At 71.6% G+C, this 14,678-nt stretch carries 11 protein-coding genes; 4 read left to right on the top strand and 7 right to left on the bottom strand.

Annotation, left to right across the window (positions count from 1 at the left end):
- The first annotated feature begins 148 nt into the window (after positions 1–148).
- Positions 149–1,393, top strand: a complete 1,245-nt coding sequence (locus BMX97_RS11950; protein WP_091749852.1) for an aminopeptidase — start codon at positions 149–151, stop codon at positions 1,391–1,393.
- Between the two features lie 19 nt (positions 1,394–1,412).
- Here the strand turns inward: BMX97_RS11950 and BMX97_RS11945 are convergent, their stop codons facing one another.
- Positions 1,413–2,450 (bottom strand): NADP-dependent oxidoreductase, encoded by a 1,038-nt coding sequence (locus BMX97_RS11945; RefSeq protein ID WP_210187629.1) that lies wholly within the window; start codon positions 2,448–2,450, stop codon positions 1,413–1,415.
- A gap of 296 nt (positions 2,451–2,746) precedes the next feature.
- Complete coding sequence (locus BMX97_RS11940) at positions 2,747–3,439, bottom strand: RluA family pseudouridine synthase (RefSeq protein WP_091749849.1); 693 nt, start codon at positions 3,437–3,439, stop codon at positions 2,747–2,749.
- Positions 3,440–3,522: 83 nt separating this feature from the next.
- On the opposite strand from BMX97_RS11940, the gene ftsY reads away from it, so the two are divergent.
- The gene (gene ftsY, locus BMX97_RS11935) at positions 3,523–4,950 is read left to right on the top strand and encodes a signal recognition particle-docking protein FtsY (protein ID WP_091749845.1); all 1,428 of its coding nucleotides are present in this window, start codon (positions 3,523–3,525) and stop codon (positions 4,948–4,950) included.
- A 499-nt stretch (positions 4,951–5,449) separates the two neighbouring features.
- On the opposite strand, the gene BMX97_RS11930 is transcribed toward ftsY, so the two are convergent.
- The 3 genes from BMX97_RS11930 to rnr form a co-directional block, all read right to left on the bottom strand.
- The gene (locus tag BMX97_RS11930) at positions 5,450–6,190 is read right to left on the bottom strand and encodes an NUDIX hydrolase (protein WP_091749842.1); all 741 of its coding nucleotides are present in this window, start codon (positions 6,188–6,190) and stop codon (positions 5,450–5,452) included.
- Complete coding sequence (locus BMX97_RS11925) at positions 6,144–6,584, bottom strand: DUF983 domain-containing protein (protein ID WP_244538393.1); 441 nt, start codon at positions 6,582–6,584, stop codon at positions 6,144–6,146. Before BMX97_RS11925 ends, BMX97_RS11930 begins: the two co-directional genes overlap by 47 nt.
- Positions 6,585–6,679: 95 nt before the next feature.
- Positions 6,680–8,932, bottom strand: a complete 2,253-nt coding sequence (rnr, locus tag BMX97_RS11920; RefSeq protein ID WP_091749979.1) for a ribonuclease R — start codon at positions 8,930–8,932, stop codon at positions 6,680–6,682.
- Positions 8,933–9,364: 432 nt separating this feature from the next.
- Here rnr and BMX97_RS11915 point away from each other — a divergent pair, with 432 nt between their 5' ends.
- A complete protein-coding gene (locus BMX97_RS11915) occupies positions 9,365–10,891 on the top strand; it encodes an FAD-binding oxidoreductase (protein WP_091749976.1) in 1,527 nt (508 codons plus the stop codon).
- Positions 10,892–10,959: 68 nt separating this feature from the next.
- Here BMX97_RS11915 and glnA read toward each other — a convergent pair whose 3' ends face one another.
- Together glnA and BMX97_RS11905 are read right to left on the bottom strand one after the other, a co-directional pair.
- Positions 10,960–12,372 (bottom strand): type I glutamate--ammonia ligase, encoded by a 1,413-nt coding sequence (gene glnA / locus BMX97_RS11910; RefSeq protein ID WP_048427122.1) that lies wholly within the window; start codon positions 12,370–12,372, stop codon positions 10,960–10,962.
- A gap of 117 nt (positions 12,373–12,489) precedes the next feature.
- On the bottom strand, positions 12,490–12,828 hold the full coding sequence (locus tag BMX97_RS11905) for a P-II family nitrogen regulator (protein ID WP_060845473.1): 339 nt from the start codon (positions 12,826–12,828) through the stop codon (positions 12,490–12,492).
- Between the two features lie 202 nt (positions 12,829–13,030).
- On the opposite strand from BMX97_RS11905, the gene BMX97_RS11900 reads away from it, so the two are divergent.
- A complete protein-coding gene (locus BMX97_RS11900; protein WP_091749836.1) occupies positions 13,031–14,545 on the top strand; it encodes an NAD(P)H-hydrate dehydratase in 1,515 nt (504 codons plus the stop codon).
- Positions 14,546–14,678: the final 133 nt, after the last annotated feature.

The raw sequence follows: 14,678 nt of genomic DNA, 5'->3' as shown, positions 1-14,678 counted from the left end.
CTCGAAGCAGGGCTCCAGAAGGCTCCAGGATCACTGGAAACCTCCTTCGAGGTAAGTCGATCTTCGATCGACTAACACCTCAGGATGAGGTCGCGGGTGGGGTGTGGTGTCACGGATCGTGCTCGTTCCAACCAAAGGTACTTCCGTTATGACGAAAGCCCCCGACTTCGACGCCCGCCTCGACCGGCTCGCCGAGGTCGCCGTGAGGGTCGGGCTCGGGCTTCGGCCCGGGCAGGAACTGGTGATGACGGCGCCCCTCGACGCGCTGCCGCTGGCCCGCCGCATCACCGCCCAGGCCTACAAGGCCGGCGCCTCCGTGGTGACGACGCTGCTCGCCGACGACCAGGCGACCCTGGCGCGCTTCGAGCACGGCCACGACGACGCCTTCGACAAGGCCGCCGGCTGGCTCTACGAGGGCATGGCGCAGGCCTATCGCACCGGCGCCGCCCGGCTCGCGATCTCGGGCGACGATCCCTCGCTGCTCGCCGGCCAGGACACCGACAAGGTAGCGCGTGCCAACCGCGCCCGGTCCAAGGCCTACATGCCGGCGCTCGAGCAGATCGCCAACTTCGCCACCAACTGGACCATCGTCTCGGCGGCGAGTCCGGCCTGGGCCCGCACGGTCTTCCCGGACCTGCCGGAGGATCAGGCGGTCGCCCGGCTGTGGGACGCGATCTTTGCCGCCTCGCGGGTCGACGGGCCGGATCCGGTCGGCGCCTGGGAGGCCCACAACCGGGGCTTAAGCGCCCGCACCGCCGCCCTCAACGCGCGGCGCTACGCCGCCCTGCATTTCCGGGGGCCCGGCACCGACCTGGCCGTCGGGCTCGCCGACGACCACGAATGGTGCGGCGGCGCCACCACGGCGAAGAACGGGATCGTCTGCAACGCCAACATCCCGACCGAGGAGGTCTTCACCACGCCGCACTGCTTGCGAGTGCAGGGCCACGTCAGCGCGACGAAGCCCCTCTCCTACCAGGGAACCCTGATCGACGGGATCGCGGTGCGCTTCGAGGAAGGCCGCATCGTCGAGTCGCGGGCCCGCACCGGGGCCGACGTGCTCGCCAAGGTGATCGACACGGACGAGGGCGCGCGCCGCCTCGGCGAGGTCGCCCTGGTGCCGGCCTCCTCGCCGATCTCGGCTTCGGGCCTCCTGTTCTGCAACACCCTCTACGACGAGAACGCGGCGAGCCACATCGCGCTCGGCCAGGCCTACAGCAAGTGCTTCCTCGACGGCGGCACGGGTTTCAGCGAGCAGGACCTGGCCGCGCGCGGCGCCAACCGCAGCCTGATCCACATCGACTGGATGATCGGCTCGGCCGAGGTCGACGTCGACGGGGTGACGCCGGACGGCCGGTCCGAGCCGCTGATGCGCCGGGGCGAGTGGGTCGACTGACCCGCGGCCCCAGGCATCCCTACCCGACGTAGATCAGGCGCTTGCCGCGGTTCTCGCCGCGATAGAGCCCCGCGATCGCCCCGGGCGCGCCCTCGATGCCCCCGGTGACGTCCTCGTCGAGGCGGATTAGGCCCTCACGGTACCACCCCGCCAGGGCCGCCACCGCCTCCTCGAACCGCGGCTTGTGGTCGAGCACCACGAAGCCGCTCCACACCAGGCGCCGGGTCAGGATCTCGCGCTCGACGCGGGGACCCGTCGGCACCTCGGCCCAGCTCGCCACCGAGGCGGTGCCGCACTGGACGATGCGCCCGGCGACCGCCATCCGCCGCAACGCGGCGTCGAGGATCGGCCCGCCGACATTGTCGAAATAGACGTTCACCCCCTCCGGCGCCTCCGCGGCGAGGGCCGCGCTCCAGTCGTCGGTGCGGTAGTTCCAGGCGGCGGCATAGCCGTAGGCCTCGCGGCAGCGGGCGACCTTGGCATCGTCCCCGGTGAGACCGAGGGGCCGGCAGCCGAGGTTGCGGGCGATCTGGCCGACGAGGCTGCCCACCGCCCCAGCGGCGGTCGAGACCAGCACGGTCTCGCCGGCCTGCGGCCGGCCGAGCACGGTCAGCCCGAGATAGGCGGTGAGTCCGTTGAGGCCGAGAAGCCCGGCATGGGCCGAGAGCGGCACCGCCTCGGTGCAGCGCCGGAAGATCGCCGAGACCGGAACGGCAGCGTAATCCTGCCAGCCGAACCAGCCGTACAGGACCTCGCCCTCGGCGACCTCCGGGCTGTTCGAGCGCACCACGACGCCGACGGCCAGCGCCCGCATCGGTCCGCCGAGCGGCACCGGCTGGGAGTAGTTGGCCTCGGCGCTCGCCCAGCCGCGCTGGGCCGGATCGACCGAGAGGTAGAGGTTGCGTACCAGGATCTCGCCCGGTCCCGGCTCCGGTACCGGCCCGGCGTCGAGCTGGAAGTCCTCCGCCTGCGGGATGCCGGAGGGACGGCGGGCGAGGAGTACCCGGCGGTTGGTCTCCGGCAGGCTATAGGCGGGGATGTCGGTCGGTCCGGTCACGCGCGTCTCCTCCTGGCACTCGTTCTTGCTGGCGCCGCCTCTTGTCGATCCGGCAGCCCGGACCGTTCGGTCGCACGGTCTCCACCGTACACGACAGCGCGGCCATAAGCAGGCGATGTGTCGGACTGTCCGGCGAAAATATCGCGCAACAAGCGAGCACGCCATCGAGAGCAAATGCAGACTTACCTATCATAAACACAAATAAAATATTCGGGAATATTATATTGATAAACTGACGAAGGGCAGGCGCACGTGCGCATCGACGCGCGACTCACCGTCCCCCCGATGTCGATCCCTCACTCCTCCGCCAACCCGCAGGCCCGCAGGCCCTCGCGCATATGCCCCGGCGCCGGAGCCTCGACGGTGATCGCCGGCTTCTTCGGGTAGAGCGGCAGGGCGAGGGTGCGGGCGTGGAGCTGCAGGCCGGGCCCGCCCTGGCGCGGGGCGCTGCCGTAGACGGCGTCGCCCAGGATCGGCCAGCCCATCGCGGCGCAATGGACGCGGAGCTGGTGGGTGCGCCCGGTCACCGGCGAGAGCGCCAGCCAGGTCCGGCCGGCGGCCGCGTCGCGCCCCATCACCCGCCAGCGGGTCAGCGAGGGGTCGCCGGCGGGATCGGTCTTCATCCACCAGCTGCGGGGATCGTCGGAGCGGCGCGCGAGGGCCAGGTCGATCTCGCCCGATTCCTCCGACGGCCCGCCCTCGACCAGCGCCCAGTAGGTCTTGTCGGCTTTCCCCTGTGCAAAGAGCGCGTTGAGCCGCGCGAGCGCCTTGGCGTGGCGGCCGAGCGCGAGGCAGCCGGAGGTGTCGCGGTCGAGGCGGTGGGCGGCCTCGGGCCGGCGCGGCAGGCCGAAGCGCAGGGCGTCGAGGTGCTGGGTCAGCGTCTCGCCGCCCTTCGGGCCCGGATGCACCGGCAGACCCGCCGGCTTGTCGATGACGAGCACGAGGGCATCGCGGTAGAGGAGCCGCGAGAGTATGTCGTCAACGATCATGAGCCTGTCGCAGTGGCGGCGGATGCGGGCGAAGTTCGGGGCAGGCCGCCCTAGATCGTCCGCAGGGTCTGGAGCAAGTGCGGATGAGTGAGACGAAACAGCCGGGCTGGTTCGGCCGACTGTTCGGCCGGAAGGCCGAGACGCCGACGGAGACGCCTGCCGAGACCCCCGCCGACGCTTCGGCCACGCCTGCCGAGCCCGATCCGGCCGCGACGATGCCGACGGAGCCGACCGGCACCCTCTCGGAGGGCGTCCCCGACTTCGCCACCGGCGCCGACGACGTGCTCCCGGCCCCCCCGACCGTGACCGAGGCCTCGCCCGAGACCGCCCCCGAGCACGACCTCCCCGACGAGCTGGCCGGGGCCGACCTCGAACCCGTCGAGGGCGTGCAACCCGAGGGCGTGGTACCGGCCGCCCCCGAGCCGGGGCCGGCCGAGATCGCGCCCGCCGCCGAGATCCCGCAGCCGGAGGCGACAAATATCGAGCAGCCGGAGGCCACCGAGGTCGAGGATCCGGAGGCCGAGGCGGCCGAGGCCGCCCCGCTGGTGATCTACCAGCCCCCGGCCGAGCCGGAGGCGGCGGCGGAGAAGCGCGGCTGGTGGAGCCGGCTGACCGGCGGGCTCAAGCGCACCTCCTCGGCCCTGTCCGACCGGGTGACCGGGCTGTTCACCAAGCGCAAGCTCGACGCCGACACCCTGGAGGAGCTGGAGGACGCGCTGATCCAGGCCGATTTCGGCCTCGAGACCGCGACCCGGATCGCCGAGGCCGTCGGCAAGAGTCGCTACGAGAAGGGCATCGCCCCCGACGAGGTGCGGGCGATCCTGGCCGCGGAGGTCGAGCGCGCCCTCGATCCGGTGGCGCTGCCCCTCGTGATCGACACGACCAAGAAGCCGTTCGTGATCCTCATGATCGGCGTCAACGGCGCCGGCAAGACCACGACGATCGGCAAGCTCACGCAAAAATTCCGGGCGCAGGGGCACAGCGTGATGCTGGCCGCCGGCGACACCTTCCGGGCCGCGGCGATCGAGCAGCTGCGGGTCTGGGGCGAGCGCACCGGCGCGCCGGTGGTGGCGCGCCCGCAAGGGTCGGACGCCGCCGGCCTCGCCTACGACGCGCTCCAGGCGGCGCGCGATGCCGGCACCGACATCCTGCTCATCGACACGGCCGGCCGGCTCCAGAACAAGACCGGGCTGATGGCGGAGCTGGAGAAGGTGCTGCGCGTCATCCGCAAGCTCGATGCCGAGGCGCCCCACGCCGTGCTCCTCGTCCTCGACGCCACGGTAGGCCAGAACGCGCTGAGCCAGGTCGAGATCTTCCAGAAGGCCGCGGGCGTCACCGGCCTCGTCATGACCAAGCTCGACGGCACGGCGCGGGGCGGCATCCTGGTGGCGCTCGCCGCCAAGTTCGGCCTGCCGGTCCACTTCATCGGCGTCGGCGAGGGCGTGGACGACCTCGAGCCCTTCGCGGCGCGGGACTTCGCCCGGGCGATCGCCGGCCTCGACAAGACCTGACCGGAGGGGGCCGCCCGGGGCCATTCGAGGAAGGCTTCTCCGGGCGTCGGAACCGCCCCGGGTTTTCCCGGGGCGGATTGGCCTGGGTCGGGCGGCCAGGGCCCGGTCGTCGACGCGAGCATGAGAGCTCGCTTCGGCCTCGGCGGGCGGGACGTGGCCGATGGGCGCGAGGAGGCGACGGGGGTCGGGTGGACTCAATGGGTCGTCGCAACGGCCTGGGGTCGTCGCAACGGCCTGGGGTCGTCGCAACGGCCTGGCGGGGGGCGGTCGTGATGGCAGGTCGGCGGCGTTCGGGTCGCTGTCTTCGAGAGAGGCTGCGGTCACCGGGTCGTCCCGGGACCGGAGGCCCGGACCGGCTCGGGATCGATCCACGCCACCTCATCCCGGGACTGCACACCCAAGCGGACTTGCATTGGCAGGCCAACGCTTCGCCTGCTCAGGTTGTTGTTCTGTCGCAGATTGTCGGCGCCGAACCGGCAACCGCTTCGGCGAAATCTGCTCAGAGCGTCACGCGCGTGTGCTCGCCGTCGACGTCGCGGAAGAACGGCACTGGCAGCATCGGCGAGAAGCCCGCCTCGAGCCGGGCCTCGAGCTCGTCGAGGACGATGCCGGTGATGCGCGGCAGGTCGAGCCGGCGCGCCTCGGTCAGGTCGACCCAGGCGAGCTCGGTCAGCTCGGAATCGGGGCCGACGATGCCGGGGGTCTCGGCCACCACCGCCTCGCGGTCGACGGCGAAGAATCGGGTGTCGAAGCGCTTCGGGCGCGAGGGCGGGGTGATCGCCCGGGCGACGAACTGGAGCAGTTCGAGATCGGGCATCACCCCGGCCTCGCGGAAAGCCGACCAGGCGCCGGGCGGAGCCATCTCGGGTGGGCCGTAGTCGAGGGAGCCGATCATCAGCCCGGTCTCCTCGTAGGTCTCGCGGATCGCCGCGAGCGCCAGGATCCGGCCGAGATGGAACAGCGGCGGGTGGACCTGCTCGGCGAGCGCGGCTTCCGCCCGGTCGTTGAGAGTGCCGGCGACCGGCATGGAGCGGTCGCCGAGCTCGATCCGGCCGCCCGGAAACACGAACAGGCCGGGCATGAACTTGTGGCCGGCGTGGCGCTTGCCCATCAGCACCTTCGGCCGCTCGCCCGAGCGGTCGAGGATGATCAGCGTCGCGGCGTTGCGGATCCGCAGCGGACGCGCCTTGCGTTCAGGCGCGGCCGGAGCCGATGGGTCGTGCGTCGGTCCCGCCGCCATGGCGCGTCTCCGTCTCGTTCCGGGTCGGCCCGTCCACCGGGCGGGCCCCGGCGCGGCGTATCGCGGAAAAGCCGTGCATGCCAAGGGCGTATTGCAGCCCGACCACCGCCCCCTTGGTCGGCTGGAGCAGCAGCAGCGAAGCGACGAGGGCGACCGTCGGCCAGACCGTCATCTGGATCCACAACGGCACGTCGTAGCGCATCTCGGTCTCGAGGACGGCCCAGCCGACGAGATGACCGACGACGAAGATCACCAGGTAGGGCGGCAGGTCGTCGGCCCGGTGGTGGTGCAGCTCCATCCCGCAGGATTCGCAAGCCTCCCGCACCTTGAGGAAGCGGTGGAAGAGCCGGCCCTCGCCGCAATGCGGGCAGCGGTTGCGAAAGCCGCGCCACATCGCGAGCGCCCAGGACGGTTGCTCCGGCGCCTGCGCCACCGCGGGCGGTCGGGCCCCGCCCACGGGCTCGGCGGCGGGTCCGGCGTGGATCTCGATCATGCGCGTCTCCCGCGGCGCTTGGTCAGGCTCTCGCGGCGCTCGGGCGCCGGCCGCCCCTTGCGCGGCCCGCCGCGGGCCGGCGCGGGGGCCCCGGCGCGGTCGCCGCCGGCGATCGCGAAGCGCAGTGCCCCGGCCACCGGCGCGGCCTCCATCAGCTGCACCTCGACCTTGTCGCCGAGGCGGAAGGTCTGGCGCGTGCGCTCGCCGACGAGGGCGTGGCGGCCCTCCTCGTGGCGGAAGTACTCGGCGCCGAGCGTCGAGATCGGCACGAAGCCGTCCGCCCCGGTCTCGTCGAGCTTGATGAACAGCCCCGAGCGGGTGACGCCCGAGACCTGGCCCGCGAAGGTCGCGCCGACCCGGTCGGCGAGGTGGTGGGCGATCAGGCGGTCGATCGTCTCGCGCTCCGCCGCCATGGCGCGGCGCTCGGCGGCCGAGATCTGCTGGCCGATCTCGGCGAGCGCGCCGGCCTCCATGCCCGACGGCAGGCCGTCGTCGCCGAGCCGCAGGGCCCGGATCAGCGCGCGGTGGACGACGAGATCGGCGTAGCGCCGGATCGGCGAGGTGAAGTGGGCGTAGCGGCGGAGCGCCAGGCCGAAATGGCCGGCATTCTCGGCGGCGTAGACGGCCTGGGCCTGGGAACGCAGCACCACCTCGTTGAGGAAGAGCTGGTGCTCGCTGCCCTCGACCATGCCGAGGATGCGGTTGAACAGGGCCGGGCGGAGGTTCGCCTCCTTGGGAAGCTTCAGGCCGATCGAGGCCATCACCTCGCCGAGCGCCCGCATCTTCTCGAGCGAGGGCTCCTCGTGGACGCGGTAGATCAGGGCCTGGCGCGCGGCTTCCAGGACCTCGGCCGCCGCGACGTTGGCCTGGATCATGAACTCTTCGATCAGCCGGTGCGCGGCGAGGCGCTCCGGAACGATCACCCGGTCGACCCCGCCCTCGGCGTTGAGGATCACCTTGCGCTCGGGCAGGTCGAGCGCCAGCGGCCCGCGGGCATCGCGGGCGACGGACAGCGCGTCGTAGGCGGCCCAGAGCGGGCGCAGCACCCCGTCGAGGATCGGGCCCGTCACCTCGTCCGTCCGGCCGTCGATCGCGGCCTGCGCCTGCGCGTAGGCGAGCTTGGCGCGCGAGCGCATCATGACCCGGTGGACGCTGTGGCGAAGTTTTCGCCCCTCCGCCGTGATGATCATCCGCACGGCGAGCGCCGGCCGGTCCTGGCCGGGCCGCAGGGAACAGAGGTCGTTCGAGATCCGCTCGGGCAGCATCGGCACCACCCGGTCGGGGAAGTAGACCGAGTTGCTGCGGATCAGCGCCTCGCGGTCGAGGGCGGAGCCGGGCCGGACATAGGCCGCGACGTCGGCGATGGCGACGGTGATCACGAACCCGCCCGGATTGGCCGGATCGGGATCGGGCAAGGCCATCACGGCGTCGTCGTGGTCCTTGGCATCCGGCGGGTCGATGGTGACCAGCGGCAGTTCGCGCCAGTCCTCGCGGCCCTCCAGCCCGGCCTCGCGGGTGGCGTCGGCCTCCGCCAGCACCTCGCGCGGGAAGACGTGCGGGATGCCGTGGGCGTGGATCGCGATCAGGCTGACCGCCTTCTCCGAGCCGAGGCTGCCGAGGCGCTCCTTGACGCGGCCCTGCGTCAGCCCGAAGCGGTCCTCGCGGCCGAGCGCGACGGTGACGAGGTCGCCGTCCAGCGCATCGCCCTCCCCGCCCGGCGGCACCGCGATCTCGCGCCCTTGCGCCTTCTTGTCGACGGGCACGATGCGCCCGCCGCCCGTGGGGAGCGCCCGGAACACGCCGAGCGTCTCGGCCTTGTTGCGGCCGATCACCTTGATGACCCGGCCGAGGTAGCGCCCGGGCGTGTCGCCGTCGGGCTCGACCTTGACGAGCACCCGGTCGCCGGTGCCCGGCGCCGGCCCGTCGGCGCGGCGCCCGCGCGGCGTCAGCACGGTGATGACGGGAGCGGGCCCGGCCTCCGGGTCCCACTGCGCGGGCCGCGCCACCAATTCGCCGTCGCGGTCGCGCCGGTTGTCGATGTCGGCGACGACGACGGGTGGCAGGCGGCCGGCCTTGCGCAGGCCGGCGCGGTCCTTCTCGATCGCGCCCTCCTCCTGCATCTCCTTGAGCAGGCGCTTCAGCTCGATCTTGTCCGAGCCCTTGATCCCGAAGGCGTGCGCGATCTCGCGCTTGCCGACCTTCTGGGGCGAATCCTCGATGAAGGCGAGCACCGCCTCGCGGGTGGGCAGCGGCGCGTGCGCGGGCTTGCTCTTCGGGGAAGGGCCCGTCTGGGGATGGTCCCCGGGGTGAAGTCTCTTGGCCAACAACTCGATCCAGGCGGCGGGACGCGCTCTCGGCCCGGCGGGCGAGCCGCGGTCGCTCCCACGAAATATGGGCCGAGTGCGGCCACGGGGCAACGGTCGGCTCCCGCGGGTGGGACGCGGTCCCGCGGCTGGATCGCCGCAGGTCGGCCGCCCCAGCAGACCGGCGAACCGGCCAAGCAGACATACAGTCGAATCGGCTTCTTCTGCAAAACAACGTTAATCAATCGTTTCACGACGACCCGTAACCGAAAACAGATTTTCGCTCCGATCGCCTTGACCACAATGTCTGCAAGTCTCCAGATGACGTCGCCCGAATCGGGCATCGATCACATCAAGATGTCAGACCCCGAGACTGCGATGACCAATAGATTCGCCGGGCGTGCCTCCGCGTCCACCGCCGTCAGCCGTCGCCGGCTGTTCCAGTCGGGCGCCCTGGCGGCCGGTGCCGCCCTCGGCAGCCGGATCCCCGGCGCCGCCGCCCTGGAGGGGCCGCCGCCGCGGGGGCTCGACGCCCTGGCGCGCGAGCTGCATGGCCGCCTGATCCGCCCGAACGAGCCGGGCTTCCGGGTCGCGGCGTGGCCGAACAACGGCCGCTGGGCCGACGTGCTGCCGCTGGCGGTGGCGATGTGCGTCGACGACCGGGACGTGCGCGCCTGCCTGGCCTGGGCGCGCCAGGAGCGCCAGACCTTCGCGGTGCGCTGCGGCGGCCACAACTACGCGGGCTTCTCGACGACGAGCGGCCTGCTCATCGACGTGAAGCCGATGAGCGCGATCACCTTCGACCCGAAGACCGGGCTGGTGACGGTCGGGGCCGGGGCCAGCAACCAGGACATGGCCGACGCGTTCCGGGCCACGGGCCTCGCGATCCCCTCCGGCCGCTGCCCGACGGTCGGCATCAGCGGGCTCACCCTCGGCGGCGGCTGGGGATTCTCGGCGACGCGCAACGGCCTGACCTGCGACGCCCTGCGGGCGACCGACGCGGTGACGGCGGACGGCGTCCTGCGGCGCGCCAGCGCCCGAGACGACGCCGCGCTGTTCTGGGCCGCCCGCGGCGGCGGCGGCGGCAACTTCGCGGTGCACACCGCCTTCACCTTCGAGCCGCACCCGGTCTACGACGTCACGGTGTTCAACATCGTCTGGCCGGCCCGCCATCAGGTCGAGCTGATGCTGGACCTGCAGGACATCCAGATCAGGAATCCCGGACTGATCTCGACCCGCAGCAAGCTCGCGCCGGCCGCCGCCGGCCCGGTCAGCCGCGGCGGCCTGATGGTGCAGACCCTCGGCCAGTTCTTCGGCTCGCCCGATCAGCTGCGGGCCATGCTCGACCGCCCCCTCTCGCGCTCCCGCCCGGTCGTCGCCGAGATCAACGCGATGAACTACTGGAGCGCTCGCGACTACCTCGTCACCGACGATCCGGGCGGCCTCTACGACATGCGCTCGAGCTACGTCGCCGGCGGGCTCGGCGGCGAGGCGATCGAGGCGATGATCGGCTGGATGGAGAAATGGCCGGGCGGCTCCGTGCGCCAGGACAACATGGGCATCCTGTTCGCCGCCGGCGGCCAGGTGAAGGCCGTGAAGCCCACCGACACGGCCTATGTCCACCGCGATTCCGACTTCATCGTCGAGATGGAGACGTCCTGGAGCCCGCTCGACGCGCCCGACACCGTCGCGCGCCAGCAGGCCTGGCTCACCGAATACTTCGCGGCGATGCAGCGCTTCGTGAAGCCGCAATCCTACGTCAACTTCCCGAGCCGCGACCTGCCGAACTGGCTCAACGCCTATTACGGCGAGAACGTCGGCAAGCTCTGCGAGGTCAAGCGCCGCTACGACCCCGACAACGTGTTCAGGTTCCCGCAGAGCATCCCGCTCACCGCCCCGGCGTGACGCCCAACAGAAAAAGGGGCCGGATCGCTCCGGCCCCCTCGTCTCTCGTCCCGGCAGCCGGTGACGGCTTACAGCGAGTAGTAGTTCACGAACTCGATCGGGTGCGGGGTCATCTCGTAGCGCATCACCTCGGTCATCTTCAGCTCGATGAACGAGTCGATGAAGTCGTCGCTGAACACGCCGCCGGCCTTGAGGAACTCGCGGTCGGCGTCGAGGCTGTTGAGCGCCTCACGGAGCGAGCCGCACACGGTCGGGATCTCCTTGAGCTCCGCCGGGGGCAGGTCGTAGAGGTCCTTGTCCATCGCCGGACCGGGATCGATCTTGTTGTTGATGCCGTCGATGCCGGCCATCAGCATGGCGGCGAACGCCAGGTAGGGGTTGGCCATCGGATCGGGGAAGCGGACCTCGACGCGCTTGGCCTTCGGCGAGGTCGTCCACGGGATCCGGCACGAGGCCGAACGATTGCGGGCCGAGTAGGCCAGCAGCACCGGCGCCTCGTAGCCCGGGACCAGGCGCTTGTAGGAGTTGGTCGACGGGTTGGTGAAGGCGTTGAGCGCCTTGGCGTGCTTGATGATGCCGCCGATGTACCAGAGGCACTCCTGCGACAGGTCGGCGTACTTGTTGCCGGCGAAGACCGGCTTGCCGTCCTTCCAGATCGACTGGTGGACGTGCATGCCCGAGCCGTTGTCGCCGTAGACCGGCTTCGGCATGAAGGTCGCGGTCTTGCCGTAGCTCTGGGCGACGTTGTGGATGCAGTACTTGTAGATCTGCATCTGGTCACCCATCAGGGTGAGCGTGTCGAACTTCATGCCCAGCTCGTGCTGGGCCGAGGCGACCTCGTGATGGTGCTTCTCGACCTTGACGCCCATCGACTGCATCGCGGCCAGCATCTCGCCGCGCATGTCCTGGGCCGAATCCTGCGGCGGGACCGGGAAGTAGCCGCCCTTGATCTGCACGCGGTGGCCGAGGTTGCCGCCCTCGTACTCGGTCTGGCCGTTGATCGGCAGCTCGACCGAATCGAGCTTGAAGCCGGTGTTGTACGGGTCGGCGGAGAAGCGCACGTCGTCGAAGACGAAGAACTCGGCCTCGGGGCCGACGAAGATGGTGTCGCCGATGCCGCTGGCCTTGACGAAGGCCTCGGCCTTCTTGGCGATGCCGCGCGGGTCGCGGCCGTAGGGCTCGCCGGTCATCGGCTCGAGCACGTCGCAGACGATCGACATGGTCGAGGCCGAGAAGAACGGATCCATGCAGGCCGTCGCCGGGTCCGGCATCAGCAGCATGTCGGATTCGTTGATCGCCTTCCAGCCGGCAATCGACGAGCCGTCGAACATCGTGCCCTCGGCGAAGATGTCCTCGTCGACCAGCGACACGTCGAAGGTGACGTGCTGCCACTTGCCCCGCGGATCGGTGAAGCGGAAATCGACGTACTTGACGTCGTTTTCCTTGATTTCCTTGAGGACGTCCGTCGCGGTCTTAGACATTCTCGTTTGATCCCTTCCTAGAACGGCGTCGAGGCCGCCATGAAGCCGCGGTCCTGGGGGTCAGGCCGCGGTTTTCGTCGTCGCAGAGAGGGGGCCGGCGGTCAGGTCGCGCCTCGATCAGATCGCGTCCTGGCCGGTCTCGCCGGTGCGGATGCGGATCGCTTCCTCGATCGAGGACACGAAGATCTTGCCGTCGCCGATCCGGCCGGTCTGGGCCGACTTGCGGATCGCCTCGACGGCGCCGTCCACCAGCGTGTCGGGCAGCACGATCTCGAGCTTCACCTTGGGCAGGAAGTCGACCACGTACTCGGCGCCCCGATAGAGCTCCGTGTGGCCCTTCTGGCGGCCGAAGCCCTTGGCCTCGATCACCGTGATGCCCTGAAGGCCGACCTCCTGCAGGGCCTCCTTCACCTCGTCGAGCTTGAAGGGCTTGATGATCGCTTCGATCTTCTTCATGCCGGGCGGGCCTGGTCTGCAACGGTTCCGGCGGCCTTCCTAGCATCGAGCCGCGCCGACCGCCACGGGGGATTTCCCAGGAGCAGATCGGGAATGCCCAATCCGTAAGCAATTGCTGCGCGTTTGTTGCGCAATTCGACGTTCCCAACCCGGGTGCCGCGGCAAGGCGGGCCCCCTCGGGCGTTCCTCGGAGTATGACGCGATGGCCGGAACCGAGTTGCTGACCACGGACGAGATGCGCCGGGCCGATGCCGCGGCGATCGCCGCCGGGACGCCGGGACTGACGCTGATGAACCGGGCCGGCGCCGCCGTGGCCGAACGCGCGGAGGCGATGGCGGGGGCGAGCGCCGGCGACGGCCGGGTCCTGGTCCTGTGCGGGCCGGGCAACAACGGCGGCGACGGGTTCGTAGCCGCCCGCCTCCTCGCCGCGGCGGGGATCGCGGTCGAGGTCGCGCTCCTCGGGGATCGTGCGGCGCTCAAGGGCGACGCCGCGGCGGCGGCCGCCGAGTGGACCGGACCGGTCGCGGACGCGGCCGGGGCCGAGCCCGCGGGCGTCTCCCTCGTCGTCGACGCCCTGTTCGGCGCCGGCCTCTCCCGCCCGCTCGAGGGCGACGCGGCGGCCCTGGTCGAGCGCATCAACGCCTCCGGCGTGCCGGTGCTGGCGGTCGACATGCCCTCGGGCCTCGACGGCGATACCGGTGCTTCCCTCGGGCCGGTCGTGACCGCGACCGAGACGGTGACCTTCGTGCGGCCGAAGCCCGGCCATCGGCTGCTGCCGGGCAGGCGCCTGTGCGGCCCGGTGACGGTGGCGGAAATCGGTATCCCCGACGCGGTCGTGACGGGGATCGGGGCGCAGGTCCACGACAACGGGCCGGACCTGTGGGGCGCCGCCGTCCCGCGCCTCAGCGCCGAGAGCCACAAGTACACCCGCGGCCATGCGGTGGTGCTGTCGGGCCCGGCCCACCGCACCGGCGCGGCGCGGCTCGCCGCCCGGGGCGCCCTGCGGATCGGCGCCGGCCTGGTCACGCTCCTGTCCCCAACCCCGGCGCTCGCCGAGAACGCCGCCCAGCTGACCGCGATCATGCTGCGCCCCTGCGACAGCGCCGACGACCTCGACGACACCCTCACCGACGAGCGCCTCAACGCCATCGTCGCCGGGCCGGGCCTCGGCAGCGGCGCGCCGACCCGGGACCTCGTGCGGGTGGCCTGCGAGGCCGGCCGCGGCCTCGTCCTCGACGCCGACGCCCTGACGAGCTTCTCGGGCCGGGCCGACGAACTCGTCGAGATGATCGCGGCGGGCGGGTCCCAGGCGGTCGCGACCCCGCATGACGGCGAGTTCGCACGCCTGTTCAAGGGCGTGGCGGCGGTGCCGGCGGAGGGCCCGCGGCTCGCCCGGGCCCGCGCCGCGGCAGCCTTCCTCGACGCCGTCGTGGTGCTGAAGGGCGCCGACACGGTGATCGCCGCCCCCGATGGGCGCGCCGCCATCAACGCCAACGGCACGCCCTGGCTCGGCACCGCCGGCAGCGGCGACGTGCTGTGCGGGTTCGTCGGCGGGCTGCTGGCGCAGGGCATGCCGGCCTTCGAGGCCGCGGCGGCCGCGGTCTGGCTCCACGCCGAGGCCGGCCGCCGGTACGGGCCGGGCCTGATCTCGGAGGACCTGCCGGAGCAGATGCCGGCGGTGCTCGGCGCGTTGCTGGAGCGGCTCGGCGCAGCGTGAGATGGCGGGGGGCGCCTGCGCCCTCCTCCCGCACGCCCGAAGACCCCGCACGCCCGAAGGCTCGGGACGGGCCCCGGCGCGGTCTCGCGCGCCCGAAGGGCCGCGGGACCGATCGAGGGACGACGGCGAAACG

The sequence above is a fragment of the Methylobacterium sp. ap11 genome, from assembly GCF_900110515.1.
Taxonomy (GTDB): domain Bacteria; phylum Pseudomonadota; class Alphaproteobacteria; order Rhizobiales; family Beijerinckiaceae; genus Methylobacterium; species Methylobacterium ajmalii.
This window is presented reverse-complemented; position numbering and strand designations above follow the sequence as displayed.

What these genes read in the sequence shown, in the direction of transcription:
- BMX97_RS11940 (WP_091749849.1), bottom strand. Translation starts at nt 3,439, where the DNA reads ATGATCGTTGACGACATACTCTCGCGGCTCCTCTACCGCGATGCCCTC.
- BMX97_RS11905 (WP_060845473.1), bottom strand. Translation starts at nt 12,828, where the DNA reads ATGAAGAAGATCGAAGCGATCATCAAGCCCTTCAAGCTCGACGAGGTG.
- glnA (WP_048427122.1), bottom strand. Translation starts at nt 12,372, where the DNA reads ATGTCTAAGACCGCGACGGACGTCCTCAAGGAAATCAAGGAAAACGAC.
- ftsY (WP_091749845.1), top strand. Translation starts at nt 3,523, where the DNA reads ATGAGTGAGACGAAACAGCCGGGCTGGTTCGGCCGACTGTTCGGCCGG.
- BMX97_RS11915 (WP_091749976.1), top strand. Translation starts at nt 9,365, where the DNA reads ATGACCAATAGATTCGCCGGGCGTGCCTCCGCGTCCACCGCCGTCAGC.
- BMX97_RS11950 (WP_091749852.1), top strand. Translation starts at nt 149, where the DNA reads ATGACGAAAGCCCCCGACTTCGACGCCCGCCTCGACCGGCTCGCCGAG.
- BMX97_RS11925 (WP_244538393.1), bottom strand. Translation starts at nt 6,584, where the DNA reads ATGTGGCGCGGCTTTCGCAACCGCTGCCCGCATTGCGGCGAGGGCCGG.
- BMX97_RS11900 (WP_091749836.1), top strand. Translation starts at nt 13,031, where the DNA reads ATGGCCGGAACCGAGTTGCTGACCACGGACGAGATGCGCCGGGCCGAT.
- BMX97_RS11930 (WP_091749842.1), bottom strand. Translation starts at nt 6,190, where the DNA reads ATGGCGGCGGGACCGACGCACGACCCATCGGCTCCGGCCGCGCCTGAA.